The following is a 16,401-nucleotide window of genomic DNA, read 5'->3' as shown; positions in this document are numbered from 1 at the left end:
GTTTGCAATGGCAAAACAGCTGCCAAAGCGCGACCTTGAGAACGTGGGCCTGGGCGTCACGGGCGCGTGCGTAGCGCTCGTGACGCTTGTTGTTGCCGCGCTTATCTTCATGGTCGCCCAAAAGGGCCTCTCGGCTTTTCTCAAGGATGGCGTTTCGGTTGTCGAGTTCTTCACCGGCACCAAGTGGGACCTGGCCAACACAGCCGAAAACGGTCTGCCCTATACCGGCGCCCTGCCCCTGATCGTCACCTCGTTTGCGGTCATGGTGCTCTCCACGCTCATCGCGCTGCCCATCGCCATCGGCTCCGCCATCTTTGCGGTCGAGATCCAACCCAAATTTGGTTCCAAGGTCTTTCAGCCGCTTATTGAGCTTTTGACCGGCATTCCCTCGGTCGTCTTTGGACTGATTGGCTTTCACGTGGTCGTCGGACTTATGAAGTCCGTTTTCCACGTGAGCACGGGTCTGGGCATCCTGCCCGGCGCCATCGTGCTGGCTGTCATGATCCTGCCGACGATGACCACCCTTTCGGTCGATGGCCTGCGCGCCGTGCCCGACAGCTACCGTCAGGGCTCGCTTGCGCTGGGCTACACCCGCTGGCAGACCATCTGGCACGTGGTGCTCAAGTCCGCCATGCCGTCGCTCATGACTGCGGTCATCCTTGGCATGACCCGCGCCTTTGGCGAGACACTCGCCGTGCGCATGGTCATCGGCGGCATCGAGGCCATGCCGACGTCGCTGCTGTCGCCGGCCTCGACCATCACCACCACGCTCACCACGTCTATGGCAGTCTATGCCGAGGGCTCGGCCCAGGACGATGTTCTGTGGGCGCTTGGTCTGCTGTTGATGGGCATGAGCCTCATCTTCATCCTGATCATCCATCTCATTGGCCGCAAGGGGGCGAAGGCTCGTGGCTAGCACGCACATCCACATCGACGAGGCGAGACTCGGGCGTGTCCAAAAACAGGACCGCATCGCCACGGGCGTGCTGACGGCGATCGCCGCCATCGTCATGCTCATCGTCGTTTCCATGGTGGCCTATATCCTGTTCGAGGGTATCTCGACGCTGTTCCAGCCGGGCTTCCTCACGCAGCCCGCGCGCGCCAACGGAACCCAGGGCGGCGTGCTCTACCAGCTGTTTGACTCGTTCTATCTGCTGCTGATCACCCTGATCATCTCGGTGCCCATCAGCCTGGGCGGCGCGGTCTTTTTGGTTGAGTACGCGCCAGACGGTCCCATCCGCGACATCGCTTCCACCGCCATCGAGACGCTGTCCTCGCTGCCTTCCATCGTTGTCGGCATGTTCGGTTTCCTGGTGTTCTCGGTGCAGCTGGGCTGGAAGTACTCCATCATCTCCGGCGCCGTCGCGCTCACCATGTTCAACATTCCCATCCTGGTGCGCGTGATCCAGCAGGCGCTCGAGGACGTGCCGCAGGCCCAGCGCGATGCGTGCCTGGCCATGGGCCTTACCCGCTGGGAGGCCACGCTGCACATCCTGATCCCCGAGGCCATGCCTGCCATCGTGACCGGCATCGTGCTTTCGGCCGGCCGCGTGTTTGGCGAGGCCGCGGCACTGCTCTTTACCTCGGGCATGAGCTCGCCGGTGCGTTTGAACTTCTTGAGCTTTAACCTGTCGAGCCCCACCTGCGCTTGGAACGTGTTCCGCCCCGGTGAGTCGCTCGCCGTGCACATCTACAAGATTTACGGCGAGGGCAGCCCCGAGGCCCAGCAGATCGTTTGGGGCACCGCTGCACTGCTGATGATCTGCGTGCTGCTGTTTAACATAGTTGCCCGTATCGTGGGCAAGCAACTGGCAAGGAAGATGACGGCCGAATGAGCGAGATGAATGCAACGCCCGCAACCGAGGCGGCCACGTCCGAGACCCAGGACTTTCTGTCGAGTGTGGGGGAGAGCGAAAAACGCGTGCGCGTGAGCGGCAGGGCCGTGAGCGACGAGGTCGTGCTCTCCACCAAGGACGTCAACGTGTACTATGGCGACCACCATGCGCTGCACGATACGTCGCTCGACTTTCACAAGGGCGAGATCACGGCGCTCATCGGGCCTTCGGGCTGCGGCAAGTCGACCTTCTTGCGTAGCCTCAACCTGATGAATCGCGAGATTCGCGGCTGCCGCGTGGAGGGCGAGATCAATTACCGCGGGCGCAACGTGAATACCAAGACCGAGAACACCTACGAGCTGCGTCGCTCCATTGGCATGGTGTTCCAACAGCCCAACCCGTTCCGCAAGTCCATTCGCGACAACATCACGTTTGCGCCTAAGCGCCACGGCATCACCGACCGTGACGAGCTCGACCGCATGGTCGAGGAGAGTCTGCGCGGCGCGGCGCTGTGGGACGAGGTCAAGGACAAGCTCGACAAGAGTGCCTACGCGCTTTCGGGCGGCCAGCAGCAGCGTCTGTGCATCGCGCGCACGCTGGCGCTCAACCCCGACGTGATCCTGTTTGACGAGCCCTGCTCGGCGCTCGACCCCATCTCGACGCTGGCGATCGAGGACCTTATGTCGTCGATTGTGGCCGAGCGCGCCATCGTCATCGTGACACACAATATGGAGCAGGCGTCGCGTGTGTCCAACCGCACGGCGTTCTTCTACATGGGCGATATGGTCGAGTACGACGAGACTGACGAGATTTTCCAACGGCCCAAGGATAAGCGGCTGAATGATTACCTCACCGGCATGTTCTCCTAGTCCGGGACATGTTTGAGGCCCGTGGCGGCCACGGTCGCCACGGGACTGATTGGAGGGGCGGGTCATCTCTTGCGGGAGATGGCCCGCCTTTTTGCTCTGCGACCGAAGCGACCACCACAAAGGGGACAGGCACCTTCGTGGTGGTTTGGGGTGGGGCTCGCTGCTATCATGGACAACGTTGAATTTCTACGAAGGAGCAGGGCATATGGCGATTCTTTTGGGATGCGATTCCGTCAGCCTAGAGTTTCCCACCAAGCATATTTTCGATAGCGTGACGCTCGGCGTGGGCGAGGGCGACCGCATTGGTATTGTCGGTAAAAACGGCGACGGCAAGTCGACGCTGCTGAGCGTGCTCGCCGGCACGCTGGAGCCCGACGATGGCCGCGTGACGCATCGCCGCGGCACCACGATCGGTCTGCTCGGCCAAAAGGACCAACTTGTCGACACCGATACCGTGCATCATGCCGTCGTGGGCGACACGCCCGAGTATGAGTGGGCGTCGAGTCCGCGTACGCGCCAGATCCTCGCCGGTCTCATTAGCGATGTGCCCTGGGAGGGCACGGTGGGCGAGCTTTCGGGCGGTCAGCGCCGTCGCGTGGACCTTGCGCGCCTGCTGATCGGCGACTACGACGTGCTCATGCTCGACGAGCCCACCAACCACCTGGACATGCGCACCATCAACTGGCTCGCGCACCACTTAAAGGCCCGCTGGCAGCGCGGTCAGGGCGCCATGCTCGTGGTCACGCACGACCGCTGGTTCTTGGACGAGGTCTGCACCAGCATGTGGGAGGTCCACGACGGCCAGGTCGACCCCTTCGAGGGCGGCTACTCGGCATATATCCTTCAGCGCGTAGAGCGCGACCGCATGGCCGCCGTCACCGAGGAGCGCCGCCGCAACATGGCGCGCAAGGAGCTCGCGTGGCTGAGCCGCGGCGCCCAGGCTCGTTCCACCAAGCCCAAGTTTCGCGTTGAGGCTGCTCGCGAGCTGATCGCCGACGTGCCGCCCGTGCGCGACGAGCTGGAGCTCAAGCGCCTCGCCGTGAGCCGCCTAGGCAAGCAGGTCATCGACGTGATCGACGTTGATGCCGGCTATGCGGATACCGACGGCGCGCCCAAGCAGGTGCTCTCCGACGTGACCTGGCTTATCGGCGCGGGCGACCGCTATGGTCTTTTGGGCGAGAACGGCGCCGGCAAGTCGACCTTGCTCGATGTGATTCAGGGCAAGATTGCGCCCACGCGCGGCCGCGTGAAGATTGGCCAGACAGTGCGCTTTGGCGTGCTGTCGCAGCAGCTCGAGGAGCTCGAACCCTACATGGGTGACACGATCCGCGAGGTGCTCGGCAACTATAAGAAGTACTACGTCATCGACGGCAAGGAGACCTCTCCCGAGAAGCTCTGCGAGCGCCTGGGCTTTACGACCCAGCAGCTCTGGAGTCGCATCGGCGATCTTTCGGGCGGCCAGCGCCGTCGCCTGTCGCTGTTGCTGACGATCCTGGACGAGCCCAACGTGCTCATCCTGGACGAGCCCGGTAACGACCTGGATACCGATATGCTGGCGATTGTCGAGGACCTTCTTGACGGCTGGCCGGGCACGCTGATCCTGGTGACGCACGACCGCTTCTTGATGGAGCGCGTGACCGACCAGCAGTGGGCACTGCTCGATGGCCATCTGACGCATATGCCCGGCGGCGTCGACCAGTACCTGCGCCTGTGCAACGCCACGGCCGAGGGCGAGCCCGTGGGTGCGCCGAGCGCCAAGACCGGCACGTTCGATACCGGTGCCGCGGCAGCTGCGACCGAAAAGCCCAAGTCGAGCGGCCAGCCCAATGGCCTTTCCAACGCCGAGCGCCAGAAGCTCCGCCGCGAGGTGAGCTCGCTCGAGCGCAAGATGGAGACGCAGCGCGCCCGCGTGGAGGAGGCCGAGGCCGCCATGGCCCAGGTCGATCCCACTAACTACACGGCGCTGGGCGAGCAGCAGGCAAAGATCGACGAGGTCCACGCTGCCATGGACGAGCTGGAGATGGCGTGGCTCGAGGCGAGCGAAAAGCTCGAGGGCGAGGAGTAGACGAGGATGATCAAAGCCGCGTTTTTCGATATCGACGGCACGCTACTGAGCTTTAAGACCCACCGGATTCCGGCGTCGGCGCAGCAGGTGCTCGACAGCTTTCGCGAGCAGGGGATTGCATGCGTGATTGCTACGGGTCGTCCGACCTACCAGATGCCCGATTGGCTGTTCAACTTGGGTTGGGATGCGTACATTACGCTTTCGGGCCAGCACTGCTTTGATGCCGAGGGCGTCTACCGTAGCTGCCCGATTGACCCGGGCGACGTTGCGGTGATTGTGGACCAGGTGGCGCAGGGGCGCTACGACTCGCTGTGCATGCAGGGCGAGAACTCGTTTGTGAACCGCCTCTCCGAGCGCGTGGTGACGGCCGGCAGCAACGCGGGAATCGTCTACCACGAGGAGCCGTTTGAGCACGCCTTCGATGCGCCGGTTTACCAGTTCTGCGCCTTTGTGGACCCGGCCGACGAACATATCGTGACCGATGCGGTGTCGCATTCGCTCACTACGCGCTGGTGCGACCTGTTCTGCGATATTATTCCTGCCAACGGCGGCAAGGACCTGGGCGTGGCGGCGACGCTGGAGCGCCTGGGCATCGACGCGAGCGAAGCGATTGCCTTTGGCGACGGAGAGAACGACCTGTCGATGTTCTCGGCCGTGGGCACAAGTGTGGCAATGGGCAACGCGCAGGATACCGTGAAGGCCGCGGCGACCTACGTGACGACCGCCGTGGACGACGACGGAATTTACAACGCCGCCAAGCACTTTGGCCTGATTTAGCCGCGGGCCGGCACCCGGCACCTGGGGACACTCCTTGAGCAGCGTTCCCATTTTGTTTTCGTCCCGCACGTTTTGTGAAACACGGCTAACTTTTAGGCAAAGTAGTAAGACATGGGCAACTTTTGCGGTAAAGTAAATCAAGCAAAAGTATCCAAAGGCTAACTAGAAGCCATCGCGAAAGGCGGCCCATGGCCCTGCGTGAATCCGGAGAAGACTATCTCGAATCTATTTATGTGCTCTCGGAGCGCCAAGGCATCGTTCGATCGATTGATGTCGCCGAATACCTGGGTGTGACCAAGGCGAGCGTCTCTAAAGCCATGGCGACGCTGGAGAACAGCGGCTATGTCGAAATGGGCAAGCGCGACGTTCATCTGACGGAGCGTGGTCTGGAGGTCGCTCGCCAAATGTGGGAGCGCCACTGCTTTTTCGTGCGGTTGCTCGAGGAAGCCGGTGTTTCGGCGGATGTTGCGTCGCAAGAGGGCTGCCACATGGAGCACTGCCTGAGTGAGGAGAGCTTCGAGAAGCTGAGGGCGATGTTGGGCCGGGACGAAGTGACGGATCCAACACCGGGAGCCTGACGGATCCGCAGTAGCGCGGAGTTCGCGCAAAGCGCGAACCAGCGAAAGGGGATAGGAGATTCGAACAACAACGAGTCCGACGCAGCCCAAAGTGGGGCAATCGGTGCGCGATGTCCTCACGGCCGAGCTATCCCCGCGTCCCCAAAGAGGCGCGCCTCCTGCGCCAAAGGCGCGGGACAGCGACCGGGACGAAAGGTCCCACCAACTAAGTCCAGCTCAGACAAGGAACCCCGCCAGCAAGCGATGCCCAAGAACCACCAGCAACGTCACCGCAGGCCGGGACCGGGCTTGGTTTTGAAAACACTCCGCAGCGCGAGGCCCGCCTTTCCGTTGCTCCGCAGGAGCAGGAAAGGCGGGCCTCATGCGCGAGGACGTTTTCAAAACCAAGCCCGGTCCCGGCCGGACAGCCCACAAACGCTACAGGTTCTTGACACCCATCGCGCGCATGGCGTTCAGGATGGCGATGATCGCCACGCCTACGTCGCCGAACACGGCAAGCCACATGTTGGCGATGCCCAGTGCCGCAAGCACCAGAATCAACAGCTTAATCCCCAGCGCGAAGATGATATTCTGCCAGACAATCGTCATGGTCTTGCGCGCCACGCGGATTGCGCGGGAAATGTTGGACGGCTTGTCATCCATCAGCACCACGTCGGCGGCCTCAATCGCGGCGTCGGACCCCATGGCGCCCATGGCAATGCCCACATCGGCGCGGGTGAGCACGGGCGCATCGTTGATGCCGTCGCCGACAAAGGCGAGCTTGCCCTTGCCGCTTTCGGCCGCGAGCAGCGCTTCAACGCGCTCGACCTTGTTGCCCGGCAGCAGTTGCGCATGGAACTCGTCGAGGCCGAGCTGCTTGGCCACCGCAGCAGCCACTTCCTCGCGGTCGCCCGTGAGCATAACGGTGCGCTTGACGCCGGCGGCGTGCAGGTCGCGGATCGTCTGCTCGGCATCGGCCTTAACGGTGTCTGCAATCACGATGTGGCCGGCGTACACGCCGTCAACGAGCACGTGCAGAATCGTTCCGACGACCTCGCAATCGGGCGCTTCGACTCCGGCCGCGGCGAGCATCTTTGCGTTGCCGACGACGACGTGCTTGCCGTCGATGGTTGCCGTCACGCCGTGGCCCGCGTCGTTGGCGGAGTCGCTCACGCGCTTGGGGTCGACCTCGCCCTGGTAGGCGGCGCGCACCGACTGCGCGATGGGGTGATCGGAGAACGACTCCGCAAGGGCTGCGACCTCAAGCAACGACTGCTCGGTATAGCCAGCCTCGGGGTGCACCGCGACCACCGAGAAAGTGCCGTTGGTGAGGGTGCCTGTCTTGTCAAAGACGACGGTGTCCACGTCGGCGAGCGTCTCGAGGTAGTTAGAACCCTTGATGAGAACGCCCAGTTTGGAGGCGCCGCCGATGCCGCCAAAGAAGCTCAGCGGCACGCTGATCACGAGCGCGCACGGGCAGCTGACGACCAGGAAGGTCAGGCCGCGCAGAATCCAGTCGGACCAGGCACCGGTGACCAGGCCGCCGCCAAGGGCGAGCACCGCGGCCGCGCCGGTGACGGCGGGGGTGTAGACGCGGGCGAAGCGTGTGATGAAGTTCTCGGTGCGTGCCTTCTTTTCGCTGGCATTCTCCACGAGCTCCAGGACGCGCGCGACGGTGGACTCGCCAAAGGGCTTGGTGGTGCGCACGTGGATGAGGCCCGTCATGTTGATGCAGCCGCTGATGATATCGTCGCCGGACTTGGCGGGGCGGGGGACTGACTCGCCCGTGAGCGCGGCGGTGTCGAGCTGGGTTTCGCCCTCGACGATGACGCCGTCGATAGGCACGCGCTCGCCGGGCTTGACCACGATCACGGTGCCGACGGCGATGTCATCGGGAAAGACCTGTTCGAGTGTGCCGTCGGCTTGCTCGACGTTAGCGTAGTCGGGCGCGATGTCCATCATGGCGCTGATCGACTTGCGGCTCTTGCCCACGGCGTATGCCTGGAACAGCTCGCCGACCTGGTAGAACAGCATGACGGCGGCGCCTTCGGCCATGTGCGGGTCGGTATCGGGGAAGAGCACCATGGCAAACGCGCCGATGGTCGCGACCGCCATGAGGAAGCTCTCGTCGAAGGCCTTGCCGCGGCGGATGTTACTGAATGCCTTTTGCAGTACGTCGTAGCCGGCAATCAAAAACGGCACGAGGAACAGCACAAAGCTGGCGTAGATGTCGCCCGGGGTGCCGAATGCGGCGGCGAGGGTGCCAAGTTCATCGAGGGCGTACACCACGGCAAAAATGCCCAGCGCTACCAGGATGCGGTTGCGCTTATGCTCGAGTGACTCTTTTTTCTTGCGCTTCTTCTTTTTCTTTTTGGGGTCGGCAGTGGCCATGACTCGTATCCTCCCAATTGAATGTATGAACACTCGCTCATATAATTTCGCGAGCAAAGGCCGCGGCAAGCGCGGCCTTGCAGGCTGGCGTAAACCTGGGCTAGAGAATGATCTCGCAGTCCGGCTCGGCGTCGGCCGTAAACTCCACGACGCGGTTGAGCACCTCGTCGAACTCGGTGTCATCGGCCTCGAGCGTCAGCTTCTGGGTCATAAAGTTGACGGACACGGATTTGACGCCCTCGAGCTTGGCCAGCTCGTCTTGAAGCTCGCGTGCGCAGTTGGCGCAGTCGATCTCGTCGAGTTTAAACTGCTTTTTCATGGTGGGTTCCTTTCCCTGTTTTGCGGCTTGGGTGCAGGCCGCGCTGGTACCGTGGTTGGTTGCTATTCGCAGATATGGCTCATGCCCTGATTGAGCATGGTGTAGACATGATCGTCGGCAAGCGAGTAGAGGATGTTGCGGCCGTCACGGCGGAATTTGACCAGGTGCGACTGCTTAAGGGTGCGCAGCTGGTGCGACACTGCCGACTGCGAGGTTGCGGTCGCCTCGGCGATGTCGGCTACGCAGAGCTCGCGGCCCATGAGGGCATAGAGAATCTTGATGCGCGTGGTGTCGCTGAAGACCTTGAACAGGTCAGCGAGGTCGTAGAGAAGCTCCTCGTCGGGAAGGTCCTCGGGCGAGCAGGTGGTGGGGATCACGGGTTCGGTGGCCTCGATGTCGGGTTTCGTTTCATCATCGCGGATGCTCATTGCAATATCCTTTCATATGAACATGCGCTCATATAATTTACTACCAAGTATATGAGCGCATGTTCATATGTCAATACAATTTGCGATAATTTCGATGACTGTTTGCCGCCTCTGCGATTTTCTGTGGGTTGGGATGCATCGACGCAATGCTCGCCAACATATTTCGAGATGTTCGGCCAGCATGCTAAGAAAGCCGTCTCGAGAAGCATTAGAGCTGTTCATATTTGTACTTTATCTTGTTAAATACCGTGAGAATCAGTTCTTTCTCTACGGGAGTTCCTGCAGAATCAGTTTTATCTGAAGTTATATTGAGCATTTCCGTAGCCAATCAGGCACATCGATGGCCGAATAAGTCGAAAAATGTAGGTGGACATCCGCAGAGACCGCCTTTAGAAGAGCGAATTCTCAATTAGATCAATAATCGTGTCGTCTTCCGTGCGGTTCTCATCGTTTTTTACGGACATGCCGCATTCCCAAGGCCCATTGGTTTCCTCAGCAAGGGCCCCGACGTGTTGCATGTCGTCGGGTTCGGGCACATCGTTGATGCTCGGGTCATCAGCTTGCGGATATTGGCTTGCAATTTCGCGCTCGGTGGCCTCTTCTTCTTTGAGTGCCTTCAGGACGCGGCGACCGTATTCGAAGTAGCGCCGCAAGACAAATTGACGAAGAGTTTCTTGCAGGATGGCGAAGTTATCCGGGAGCCGACCGGGCCAAATCTTCTCGCGAATGCGAATCGCTTCCATGACCCGTCTAAAAGCGGACTGTTTGAAAAACGAATGACGACTAACTGTGATAACGGCATATCCCATGTTTCGCAGCGTGTTTCGGCGTTCCTCGTCAATTGATTGCTGCTCGGGCTCGTCGTGGTAAAAGCCGTTGTATTCGATATCGGTCATCGAGTTTTCGAGCAGCGCGTCGAGGTAGAAAACCGTGCGTCGCGTTAGGGCGGCGTATCTTTTGGGGACTGGGATCGGATAATCCGTTTTGATGGCACGTATGGCTAAGCCACCCATTGACTTGGGCATTGTCAGCATCATGACAAACGCCGTTTCGAGTGGGGAGCGACAGCCTCCGCGTACATAAGAAAGTGCCTTAAGGGCTTTATTGGACCCACGATACCCTGATGCCTCTGAAAAGAAGGCTCTGAGTTCTTCAACGCTGGTTAGGGCTGGGCGCTCGCGATATTGAGTTTCGTCGGACGTTTCAAGCGCGTAGGAGCCGCAGATTTCAAAGTAATACTCAACGAGCTCAGTAAGGTTGAGGTCGGCTGTTGCTTCTAACGCGCACAGCTTGATATCGACGATGTAGACGTTCGGCTCGAGTTCTAGGTAGCTTTCTGCATCAAACGTATAGCGCGAGCAGTGGCAGATGCAGCCCTTACGGTGCCTTTTGGCATTATTGGAAAAAGTCAGCACATGGATGCTTTCAGAATCGACATTCTTTCTGTTGAGCCATGCTCGCGCCGCTTCCAGGTCGGACGTGGTCGGCGCAGACACCCTGATCTTTTCCATAGGTAAGGGATCGATCGCGTAGCTTGCGAGCGAGTTGGCTGTTTGGTATACAGCGCGTGCCGTGGTATGTGACAGAACGATTCCCATACGCGCATGATGGCATAGCAGACGCCACATACGCTCGAAACTTCGGGCAACGGTATTGGGGCGCGGCTTATCTTCTGCAAACGGTGGGCTTTTGAGCTGTCGTATCGAGGGAGCAGCTTCGGCTGGGGAGGTTTCTGCCAGCTGCGCCTTTTTTGGTGAACTTTAGTTGCGAATTCGTAGCCTCTAAGCGTTTTTGCTGACCGTCCAGATGCCTCACCAACATAATTTGAGTTATTCGGCCTTATCCTAAATGAATGGTGCGATCGCAACGTCTTATTCGAATTGATTCAGGTAGATTAATGGGGCTTGGTTGCGAAATTAAGGCGACTACAGCGCTCGATTGCGGTTCGAGGGGCCTTGACTAGTGGTTCAGCTGGCCGAACAACTCGAAAAATGTAGGTGGGCCAACCAGTCGACTGTGTGAAGCACGCGTATTTGCTCGTTTTGATGAAAACTAGGGTGCAGCCATAAGGCTGCGCCCTAGTTTACTGCGTGCCGGTGCGCCCAGACGGATTGTGCTGTGCCTGGCGGGCGCTCCCGCAGGTGGATCGGTTATTTCGCAAACAGGTTCTTGAGGTTGAACTCGGCTTGGACGGTACGGAGCATGAGGTCAGTGTCGTCGAGGCCCAGATGCTGCTCGTTGGCGTCGGCGGCGAGGGTGCCGCGTCGGCGCGCCCAGTTCTCGAGCGCAGCGGGTGCGGACTCGCGGGGGAGCGAGCGCACGTCGGCGTCCAGGCTGCGGCAGATCTGGCGCGAGTCGATGACGATAATCTTGCCTGTGCGGCGTGCCTCGGCGTAACCGTCCAGATGAATTTTGAACCAGCTGTCCTCGAAGGCGGCGTTATGTGCCATATAGGGATACTTCTTCATGAGCTTGAGCAACTGCTTCTGCAGCTCCTTGTTCTCGCGGAACGGCTTTTTGCCGTCGATGTCGTCCCAGGTGATGTGATGGATGTTCGATAGCGGCACATCCTCGCCGCGGTAGATGTCGGGCAGGCCGCAGTAGTGTGCCTCGGCGTCATGCGGCACGGCGTCGCTGGTGAGATCCATGATCTCCCAGCCCACGTTGATGATGTAGCCGCGCTCGGGCGCGCGACCGGTGGTCTCGATGTCGATGCCCAGCACCGTGCCTTGGATGGGCTTGCGGGCATAGGCTACGCCGAGTGCGTCGCGGTCACCGCGGATCTCGCGCATGACCGATGCGGCGGTGCGCTTTTGCATCTTGCCGATGGCGGCACAGGTGTCGGCATCGGACAGGCCGCGCGAAAGCGTCGCGGGCGTCACGTTGCGCAGGCGCGCCTCGCCAATCTGGTCGCACAGGTCGCGGTTGCGGTCGGCCAGGTCGCGCACAGTGGCAAAGTCGAAGCCGGGGTCGCCCTCGGCGGTAAAGTACTCGGTCTCGAGCACCTTGAGGGCCTCCTCGCCCTTCTGGCGCTCGGACTCCATGGCGCCGTGGTCGCCGTAGATAAACATGGGGATAAACGGCTGGCGCTCGTATTCGAGTGCTTGCGAAACATTCATATGCTGCTCCTTGGACGGGCCGCGTCGCGCGGCTCGGGCTTACTGAGTTGTGGCGAGATGATAGTTTACCATGGGCAACTATTGGCACCGCGCCCGGGACAACTACAATACCCTAGTTGACCGCTAGGACTTTTACAATGCTGCCGAAAGACACGAAAGGTTCCATCCGTCATGGATTTACTGATTGATATTCTGCTCGACGCCGGCAAGGACACGCTGTCGCTGGTGCCGTTTTTGTTGGTGACGTATCTTGCCCTCGAGACACTTGAGCACGTTGCGGGCGACCGCGTCAACGGCGCCATCAAGCGTGCCGGTGCCGCTGGTCCCGTGGTTGGCTCGTTGTTGGGCATGGTGCCACAGTGCGGGTTTTCGGCCATGGCGGCGACGCTGTACGCCGGCCGCGTCGTGACGCTGGGCACGCTGGTCGCCGTGTTCCTCTCGACCTCCGACGAGATGTTGCCGCTGTTGCTCGCCGAGCAAGTTCCCGTGCAGACCATGGCGATGCTGCTCGCCTCGAAGGCGCTGATCGCGCTGGTCACGGGCTTTATCGTGGATGCGGCTATCCGCGGCCTTCGTCGTAATGCCCGCGCGCATGCGGCGATTCGCCGTACCGTGTTGGGGACCGCTGCCAATCCGGCTCATGTGAACTGCGCGCACGACGACCATACCGGGGGCGACATCATTGACGAGGTGGCCGAGGCGGGCGTAAGTGCCGATCACATCCACGAGCTGTGCGAACGCGATCATTGCGGCTGTGACGAGGATGAGGACGAGCGCGGGCACGACCACGGCCACGATCACGGTCATGAGGGCGAGCATGAACACCGTCATGAGCACGGTCACTCCCACGAGGGCGCGCCCGTTCTGTCGATCATCCGCAGCGCGATCTCGCACACCGTGCAGGTGTCGGTATTCATTTTCCTAGTGACGTTGATTCTGGTCGCCGTCCTCGAGACCTTTGGCGAGTCCGCAATCGAGCAGTTCCTGCGCGGCAACGAGACGCTCGCTGTCCTGGGCTCGGCGCTTGTCGGTCTGATCCCCAACTGCTCTGCCAGCGTCGTTATTACGCAGTTGTACCTCGAAGGTGCGCTGCAGCTGGCGCCGATGCTCGCCGGCACGCTTATCTCTGCCGGCGTGGGCTACCTGGTGCTGTTCCGTACCAACCGCAGCGCTCGCGAAAATGCCGTGTTCCTGGTCATGATGTACGTCATCGGCGCCGGTTGGGGACTCGTTCTTTCCGCCTTCGGCCTCTAAGTAGGCCTAACAAAACGGGCTTCAAAATAGCCATGCTCGGCGCCTGCGCAGTGCGGCGACGCATGGCATTTTGAAGCCCGTTTTTTTGTTGAGCCATGGATCCTGAGCGCTCACACCGCTCTAAACAAAAAGGCAGATTTCCGGGCATATCCCAAAAATCTGCCTTGGTTAGCGTAGCAACTCGGTGAGGTTGCGTTTAAAGCGGGCTCGGTCCTCGCTGGTGAAGGCTGCCGGCCCGCGGGTGCGACCGCCAGCGCGACGCACCTTCTTTTCCTCGTGGCGAATAAACAGTTGCATGTCGATGGTCGCCTTATCGTAGACACGCCCGCGCACGCCGATAGCGGCGGCATCGCGTCCGAGCACCATGCTCGTCAGGCCAATGTCCTGCGTCACGACCACGTCGCCAGCCTGCAGGCGCTCGATAATGGCAAAGTCGGCGCTGTCGGCGCCCACGCTCACATCGAGCGTCGTGACCCAAAATCCGCGTCGCGCGTGCTCAGCATCGCGCGGGTCGTCGCGGCGAATGTGCCGTTCTAGGTTTTGCGTGCTGTTGCCGGCGATAACAACGGCGACGCCCGCCCGCCGCGCGCAGTCAATCGACTCGCGCGTGACCGGGCAGGCGTCTGCATCAATAAAGAGCGTTCGTGGCATCTAGTGCACCAGTTTGCCAAATTGAATAGCACGAACAATCAGCGTTACGCCAAACACCAGCAGTGCGGCGCCGCTAAAGATGACGAGCATCTTGGCCGACCACAGCGGATAGATAAACACGAACATGCCGGCGATGATGGAGAGTGCGCCGCTCAGGATGGCGAGGGCGCGGTTGGACGAAAGCTCGGACTCCAGAATGGACATGACACCTTCGACAATCCAGCCAAAGCCGGCCACGATAACCACCATCGTGGTGAGCGTCGCGGTCGAGAAGGCCTGGTTGCGCAGGATTATGGCGCCGCCCAAGATAATGAGTAGGTTGGAGATGATGCTCGTCACGCGCCAGCCGGTGGGCAGCAGCGGCTCAAAAATGGCAGTGAACAGCCTGATGGCAGCAGTGATTACAAAGTAAAAACCCAGGACAGTCGTCAAAAAGACGAGGGACTTGGCGGGTGCAAAAAGCAGCGCGATACCAGCAATGAGCGCTAAGACGCCCGTGATGGCGTAAATCCAGCGCACGGCCTTGACGGCTTTGCCCGCCATGCTTTTCTCGTCAAATCCAAACTGGCTCGATTTTTGGTCATCGTTCTTAAAGATGCCCATAATGTCTCCTTTCCGTGCGGCGTAAGCCTTGATCGTTACAACCAGTATCGCCTAAAGGCGCTGGCGTATGGGTCGGAGAGGGCGAAACGTAACCCAAAGGCCCCGAATTGTTTCCGTTGTTCCCCACGTTGCGATTTTCTATTCAACAGGTGTAGAACATTGCAGCCCTGTTCGTTATTGCCTACGTTTTAGGTTAGATTTTCCTAAGGACAATTGGCTTGTATTGGGGGTCCCTATGAACGAAGCAGTTCCCGAGGCGCCGTCGAGTGTCGAATCGATGGCAGAGCAGGGTTGCGAAAAGCTCGGCTTGGAAGCGTTTGATGCGCTGGTCCGTCGTGCCCGTACGTGCCGCCGTTTTGACGAGTCCATGCGCGTGCCGCGTGAGTTTTTGCTCGAGCTGGCAGAGCTGGCTCACCTGACTCCCTGCGGCGCCAATGCTCAGCGTCTGCGTTTTCATGTGGTGAGCGGTGCCGTGGATTGCGCGCGCGTATTTGATGAGCTTGCATGGGCCGGTGCGCTTAAGGATTGGCCGGGTCCTGCCGAGGGTGAGCGCCCGACCGGCTACATCGCGATTTTGGCTGAGCGCGCCGTTCCGGGCAAGCCAGCCGCTCCCATTACCGAGGTCGACACGGGCATTGCCGCGCAGACGATGATGCTCGCCGCCCGCAGCGCCACGCCTGAGGTGGCAGCCTGTATGTTCAAGGCCTTTACGCCCCGCGCGATCGATGCCATGGGGCTCGATAACGACAAATATGAGCTCAAGCTGATCATGGCGTTTGGCGTTCCGGCCGAGACACAGGTGATCGATGCGATCGATTCCAACCCCGACGGCTCCATCAATTATTGGCGCGACGAGGCGCAGGTGCACCACGTACCCAAGCGTTCGCTCGCCGACGTGCTGGTGTAGTTGAGTGTCACCGCGGTGTGATCCAGCGGTAAACCACCACAAAGGTGCCTGTCCCCTTTGTGGTGGTACGAGGGGAGGGTGTGTGGCAGATCTGTATTTGGTGCGGCATGGGCAGACTGAGCTCAATGTGCAGAGCATTTTGCAGGGCTGGCACGATTCGTCGCTTACGGCGCGCGGGCGCGAGCAGGCGCTGACGGCGCGTACGGCGTTTGCGGCGCGTGGCGTGGCCTTTGATCATGTGTATTCCTCGCCGTTGGGCCGGGCGCGGCATACGGCCGAGCTTATCGTTGGCGAGGGCCGTTCCATAGAGCTGGTCGATGACCTGCGTGAGTGGCATTTTGGCTCGCTGGAGGGCACATCAAATCGCGAGATGCCGCCGCAGCCCTGGGGTGATTATCCGGTTGCCTTTGGTGGCGAGTCGGAAAGTGAGCTTCAGTCGCGCATGGTCGCGGCGCTGTCCCGCATCATGGCCAGGCCGCAGCACGACTGCGTGCTGGCGGTTTCCCACGGCTCAGCCTGCCAGGAGTTTCTTGAGTATGTGACTGGCGAGGGGGAGCTACCCGACAACGGCGCCGTGCTTCATTTTGGCTATTGCGACGGGGCGTTTTCGCTCCTTGATTGGTAAC

Annotated in this window: 16 protein-coding genes; 9 read left to right on the top strand and 7 right to left on the bottom strand. The window is 60.6% G+C overall.

Translation table 11 applies throughout. From position 1 onward, the window contains the following. Positions 1 to 7: 7 nt before the first annotated feature. The 6 genes from pstC (at position 8) to AB5Z20_RS04860 (ending at position 6,124) form a co-directional block, all read left to right on the top strand. Positions 8 to 916: a phosphate ABC transporter permease subunit PstC gene (gene pstC / locus AB5Z20_RS04885; RefSeq protein WP_117735919.1), complete on the top strand. Its 909-nt coding sequence runs from the start codon at positions 8 to 10 to the stop codon at positions 914 to 916. Further along, complete coding sequence (gene pstA, locus AB5Z20_RS04880) at positions 909 to 1,835, top strand: phosphate ABC transporter permease PstA (RefSeq protein WP_368156489.1); 927 nt, start codon at positions 909 to 911, stop codon at positions 1,833 to 1,835. The genes pstC and pstA overlap by 8 nt, the downstream gene beginning before the upstream one ends. Next, complete coding sequence (pstB, locus tag AB5Z20_RS04875) at positions 1,832 to 2,704, top strand: phosphate ABC transporter ATP-binding protein PstB (protein ID WP_368156488.1); 873 nt, start codon at positions 1,832 to 1,834, stop codon at positions 2,702 to 2,704. Before pstA ends, pstB begins: the two co-directional genes overlap by 4 nt. A 205-nt stretch (positions 2,705 to 2,909) precedes the next feature. Further along, the gene (locus AB5Z20_RS04870; RefSeq protein WP_368156486.1) at positions 2,910 to 4,769 is read left to right on the top strand and encodes an ABC-F family ATP-binding cassette domain-containing protein; all 1,860 of its coding nucleotides are present in this window, start codon (positions 2,910 to 2,912) and stop codon (positions 4,767 to 4,769) included. A 6-nt stretch (positions 4,770 to 4,775) separates the two neighbouring features. After that, positions 4,776 to 5,546, top strand: coding sequence for a Cof-type HAD-IIB family hydrolase (locus AB5Z20_RS04865; RefSeq protein WP_368156485.1), 771 nt, complete (start codon positions 4,776 to 4,778; stop codon positions 5,544 to 5,546). 188 nt (positions 5,547 to 5,734) lie between these two features. Beyond that, on the top strand, positions 5,735 to 6,124 hold the full coding sequence (locus tag AB5Z20_RS04860; RefSeq protein WP_368156484.1) for a metal-dependent transcriptional regulator: 390 nt from the start codon (positions 5,735 to 5,737) through the stop codon (positions 6,122 to 6,124). Between the two features lie 417 nt (positions 6,125 to 6,541). Here AB5Z20_RS04860 and AB5Z20_RS04855 read toward each other — a convergent pair whose 3' ends face one another. The 5 genes from AB5Z20_RS04855 to AB5Z20_RS04835 all read right to left on the bottom strand — a co-directional run bounded on the left by AB5Z20_RS04855 (position 6,542) and on the right by AB5Z20_RS04835 (position 12,360). Beyond that, positions 6,542 to 8,494: a heavy metal translocating P-type ATPase gene (locus AB5Z20_RS04855; protein ID WP_368156482.1), complete on the bottom strand. Its 1,953-nt coding sequence runs from the start codon at positions 8,492 to 8,494 to the stop codon at positions 6,542 to 6,544. A gap of 100 nt (positions 8,495 to 8,594) precedes the next feature. Continuing rightward, positions 8,595 to 8,813, bottom strand: a complete 219-nt coding sequence (locus AB5Z20_RS04850) for a cation transporter (RefSeq protein ID WP_117742982.1) — start codon at positions 8,811 to 8,813, stop codon at positions 8,595 to 8,597. A 62-nt stretch (positions 8,814 to 8,875) separates the two neighbouring features. Further along, positions 8,876 to 9,241 (bottom strand): ArsR/SmtB family transcription factor, encoded by a 366-nt coding sequence (locus AB5Z20_RS04845; RefSeq protein ID WP_343006408.1) that lies wholly within the window; start codon positions 9,239 to 9,241, stop codon positions 8,876 to 8,878. Positions 9,242 to 9,630: 389 nt separating this feature from the next. Then, on the bottom strand, positions 9,631 to 10,752 hold the full coding sequence (locus tag AB5Z20_RS04840; protein ID WP_368156480.1) for a hypothetical protein: 1,122 nt from the start codon (positions 10,750 to 10,752) through the stop codon (positions 9,631 to 9,633). A 639-nt stretch (positions 10,753 to 11,391) separates the two neighbouring features. Then, a complete protein-coding gene (locus AB5Z20_RS04835; RefSeq protein WP_368156478.1) occupies positions 11,392 to 12,360 on the bottom strand; it encodes a 3'-5' exonuclease in 969 nt (322 codons plus the stop codon). A 171-nt stretch (positions 12,361 to 12,531) separates the two neighbouring features. On the opposite strand from AB5Z20_RS04835, the gene AB5Z20_RS04830 reads away from it, so the two are divergent. After that, positions 12,532 to 13,614, top strand: coding sequence for a putative manganese transporter (locus AB5Z20_RS04830; protein WP_368156477.1), 1,083 nt, complete (start codon positions 12,532 to 12,534; stop codon positions 13,612 to 13,614). Positions 13,615 to 13,782: 168 nt separating this feature from the next. Here the strand turns inward: AB5Z20_RS04830 and AB5Z20_RS04825 are convergent, their stop codons facing one another. Both AB5Z20_RS04825 and AB5Z20_RS04820 read right to left on the bottom strand, forming a co-directional pair. Next, the gene (locus tag AB5Z20_RS04825; RefSeq protein WP_368156476.1) at positions 13,783 to 14,265 is read right to left on the bottom strand and encodes a DUF188 domain-containing protein; all 483 of its coding nucleotides are present in this window, start codon (positions 14,263 to 14,265) and stop codon (positions 13,783 to 13,785) included. Then, positions 14,266 to 14,868, bottom strand: a complete 603-nt coding sequence (locus tag AB5Z20_RS04820; protein ID WP_161145162.1) for an HdeD family acid-resistance protein — start codon at positions 14,866 to 14,868, stop codon at positions 14,266 to 14,268. 235 nt (positions 14,869 to 15,103) lie between these two features. Here AB5Z20_RS04820 and AB5Z20_RS04815 point away from each other — a divergent pair, with 235 nt between their 5' ends. Both AB5Z20_RS04815 and AB5Z20_RS04810 read left to right on the top strand, forming a co-directional pair. After that, complete coding sequence (locus AB5Z20_RS04815) at positions 15,104 to 15,775, top strand: nitroreductase family protein (protein WP_368135065.1); 672 nt, start codon at positions 15,104 to 15,106, stop codon at positions 15,773 to 15,775. Between the two features lie 82 nt (positions 15,776 to 15,857). Then, entirely contained in the window at positions 15,858 to 16,400 is a 543-nt protein-coding gene (locus tag AB5Z20_RS04810) for a histidine phosphatase family protein (protein ID WP_152067871.1), read from the top strand. Position 16,401: the final 1 nt, after the last annotated feature.

The organism is Collinsella aerofaciens (assembly GCF_040910245.1).
GTDB lineage: Bacteria > Actinomycetota > Coriobacteriia > Coriobacteriales > Coriobacteriaceae > Collinsella.
This window is presented reverse-complemented; position numbering and strand designations above follow the sequence as displayed.

Coding starts and splice junctions, on each gene's coding strand:
- AB5Z20_RS04850 (WP_117742982.1), bottom strand. CDS start 8,813: ATGAAAAAGCAGTTTAAACTCGACGAGATCGACTGCGCCAACTGCGCA.
- AB5Z20_RS04835 (WP_368156478.1), bottom strand. CDS start 12,360: ATGAATGTTTCGCAAGCACTCGAATACGAGCGCCAGCCGTTTATCCCC.
- AB5Z20_RS04840 (WP_368156480.1), bottom strand. CDS start 10,752: ATGGAAAAGATCAGGGTGTCTGCGCCGACCACGTCCGACCTGGAAGCG.
- AB5Z20_RS04830 (WP_368156477.1), top strand. CDS start 12,532: ATGGATTTACTGATTGATATTCTGCTCGACGCCGGCAAGGACACGCTG.
- AB5Z20_RS04860 (WP_368156484.1), top strand. CDS start 5,735: ATGGCCCTGCGTGAATCCGGAGAAGACTATCTCGAATCTATTTATGTG.
- AB5Z20_RS04815 (WP_368135065.1), top strand. CDS start 15,104: ATGAACGAAGCAGTTCCCGAGGCGCCGTCGAGTGTCGAATCGATGGCA.
- AB5Z20_RS04870 (WP_368156486.1), top strand. CDS start 2,910: ATGGCGATTCTTTTGGGATGCGATTCCGTCAGCCTAGAGTTTCCCACC.
- pstC (WP_117735919.1), top strand. CDS start 8: ATGGCAAAACAGCTGCCAAAGCGCGACCTTGAGAACGTGGGCCTGGGC.
- pstB (WP_368156488.1), top strand. CDS start 1,832: ATGAGCGAGATGAATGCAACGCCCGCAACCGAGGCGGCCACGTCCGAG.
- AB5Z20_RS04820 (WP_161145162.1), bottom strand. CDS start 14,868: ATGGGCATCTTTAAGAACGATGACCAAAAATCGAGCCAGTTTGGATTT.
- AB5Z20_RS04845 (WP_343006408.1), bottom strand. CDS start 9,241: ATGAGCATCCGCGATGATGAAACGAAACCCGACATCGAGGCCACCGAA.
- AB5Z20_RS04825 (WP_368156476.1), bottom strand. CDS start 14,265: ATGCCACGAACGCTCTTTATTGATGCAGACGCCTGCCCGGTCACGCGC.
- AB5Z20_RS04855 (WP_368156482.1), bottom strand. CDS start 8,494: ATGGCCACTGCCGACCCCAAAAAGAAAAAGAAGAAGCGCAAGAAAAAA.
- AB5Z20_RS04865 (WP_368156485.1), top strand. CDS start 4,776: ATGATCAAAGCCGCGTTTTTCGATATCGACGGCACGCTACTGAGCTTT.